2 protein-coding genes are annotated in these 2,949 nt (G+C 44.5%); both read left to right on the top strand.

Annotated elements, in window-relative coordinates; all coding sequences use genetic code 11:
- Positions 1 to 826 (top strand): cysteine synthase CysM (gene cysM, locus B4K20_RS00600; RefSeq protein WP_289281484.1); only part of this gene is annotated, 826 nt, incomplete at its 5' end.
- A gap of 2 nt (positions 827 to 828) precedes the next feature.
- A complete protein-coding gene (locus tag B4K20_RS00605) occupies positions 829 to 2,895 on the top strand; it encodes a hypothetical protein (RefSeq protein WP_286305159.1) in 2,067 nt (688 codons plus the stop codon).
- Positions 2,896 to 2,949 lie beyond the last annotated feature (54 nt).

Consider the following 2,949-nt stretch of genomic DNA (forward strand, 5'->3'; position numbering starts at 1 on the left):
GCGTATTCCCGGCGAGTCGAGTAATACCATTCTGGTGAAACTGGAAGGTAATAATCCAGCTGGCTCGGTTAAAGACCGACCTGTGGTGAGTATGATTCAACAAGCGCAGTTACGCGGTGATATCATGCCTGGCGACACCTTGATCGAAGCGACCAGTGGCAATACTGGTATTGCTTTGGCGATGGTGACGGCGATACTAGGGTATCGAATGATTCTGATTATGCCGGAAAACAGTAGTGCTGAACGTCGTGCTTCAATGAAAGCGTATGGTGCCGAACTTGTTCTGACAGATGGTATGGAGTCCGCAAGGGATCTGGCCTTACAAATGCAGAAAGAGGGCAAAGGCAAGGTGCTAAATCAATTTGGAAACTTTGATAATCCTCTGGCCCATTATGAATCTACGGGGCCTGAAATATGGGCTGATACCGAGGGCGAAGTTACCCACTTCGTGAGTTCAATGGGCACGACCGGCACAATTATGGGGACATCGCGTTATTTAAAAGAACAAAAACCAGCGATTCAAGTGGTGGGTGTGCAGCCGGCAGAGGGCGCCAGTATTCCGGGTATTCGCCGTTGGCCGCAGGCTTATTTACCTGAGATTTTCGAGCCAGAGCGCATTGATATAACAATAGATGTCACTCAAGATGAAGCTGAAAGCATGATGCGACGACTGGCCGCTGAAGAAGGTATTTTTGCCGGAGTGTCATCGGGTGGTGCATTAGCTGCAGCTATGAAGGTCTCTGAGCAGGTAGAAAATGCGGTGATTGTCAGTATCGTCTGTGACCGTGGCGATCGTTACATCTCAACAGGCGTTTTCCCTGCCTGATAATGAGCTATCTGACGCCAAAGTCAGTTTTCTTATGGCTATGTTTATGGTCATTCCCGGTATTCGCTATTAATACGATTCAAATTAGTAGTGAACATAGCTGGGCAGAAAAATTTGATGCGAAAGAGCTGAAGACCTATGTCCAACTTACTTCTGATGGTCTGAAGCTATCAGGGACCGCTGCTCAAATCACCTTAGCTGAACCACTGAATCAATTACGCAATGTGACATTTGAGTGTACAAAAGCAGCTTGGTTAACGGATGCCTTTCATTGTCAGTCAGGTAGTTTACAGTTTTCTCATCCTGAGCTGGGGCAGCAACAAATCCAATTTAGTCTCGATGTCAGTACCGAAGGTGAACAATATCATATCCAGCTAAAAAATCTGAGACTGGATGGTGGTACGGTAAGCCTTGATATTAGTCTTGATGAACAGCGTTGGGACGTGAATATTGATGCTCAGAATATTCCCTTATCAGCACTACAGAAATGGCTACCTCAATTTTTGGATAAACAATACATTGATGTGGTCAACAACTGGCAGCCTCAAGGTCAGATATCTGTTCAAGCACGTTTTGATGGAAACTTGCTGGGAGTATCGTCAGCCACCGCAAAGTGGCAATTCACTGATTTGGGTTTTAGTAATACGACGGCAAGTCAGGTGGCGGAAAATGTGACAATGCAAGGAGATGTCGCCTTAAATAATACGGACAATACCTGGGATATTGTTGCTGCATCTTCATTCACTGCAGGCCAGGTTTATAGTGATCCTGTCTTTGTCGATTTATCTACTTCTGCCATTGAGTTAAGCATTGAAGGCAAGTATGAATCAGGCTTAAATCACTGGACCTTAGCGGATATCAAGTTAACGCAACCAGAACAATTTACTTTAGAGGCCACTGCTGAAATAACAGATAATATGCCGACTAAGGTTGAAGCGAATGTGACTGTAAAAACGCTATCACCATTTTATTCAACATGGCTAAAGCCTTTTATGGTGGGCACTGCCGCAGCTGATTTACAATTGTCAGGTCAGGTTTCATCCTCAATAAGTTGGTCTGACAAGCAGCATCAGCTGAGTGCCACGTTGAATAACGTCAGTGTGGTGGATAGTGAGCAGCGTTACAAGGCGGATAAGCTGAATGGTGAACTGGTTTGGACCAATAGTGATAAGCCTTTAAATGGTTATTTATCCTGGCAGCAAGCCAAACTGTATGCTGTCGATATTGGTGCCGGCAGTCTGCATACGCAAACTGTGAAAAATGGCTTTAAGTTAGTAGAAGAAACGACGATTCCCGTATTGGATGGAGAGCTACAAATAAATCAGCTGAGTTTGCAGCAACAAGAAGATAAACAGATAACCTGGTCATTTGATGGCTTGTTGTTACCGATATCCATGGAGAGTTTAACGCAGGCACTGGACTGGCCGACAATGCATGGTAAGTTATCGGGCGTTATTCCTCATGTGCGATACCAATCTCAGCAATTAACTATCGATGGGGCATTACAAGTTAAAGTCTTCGATGGTACGACAGTCATTCGCGACTTGCGTTTGACGGATCCTCTTGGCGTATTACCACAACTGTATGCCAATATTGATATCACAGAGTTAGATTTAGCACTGTTAACCAAAACGTTTGATGTGGGAAAAATTACAGGTCGTGTGTCCGGAGCTGTTCATAACTTACGATTGTCTGATTGGAAACCGGTCCAGTTTGATGCCACATTAGAAACGTCTGAAGATAATCCGGGGAAACGTGTTATCAGTCAGCGTGCCGTAGATAATTTAACGCAGGTTGGCGGTGGTGCAACAGGCATGATATCCAGAAGTTTTTTACGTTTTTTTGATGACTTTTCTTACAAACGTTTAGGACTGTCTTGTTATTTACGAAATGATGTCTGTGAAATGGCTGGCATCGAAGATGCTGATCAGGGGTACTATATTGTGAAAGGTGGTGGCGGTTTACCACCATGGATTGATGTGATTGGTTATACACGAAGAGTGGACTGGGCAGATTTATTAGAGCGTATCAAAGCGGTACAAAATAGTTCTGGACCGATAATTGAGTAAGGAGAGGTTATGCAAATCATGAAATGGTTAACGGGGACGGTGTCGGGATTAATG

This window comes from Methylophaga sp. UBA5088, assembly GCF_002414625.1.
GTDB classification, from domain to species: Bacteria; Pseudomonadota; Gammaproteobacteria; order Nitrosococcales; family Methylophagaceae; genus Methylophaga; species Methylophaga marina.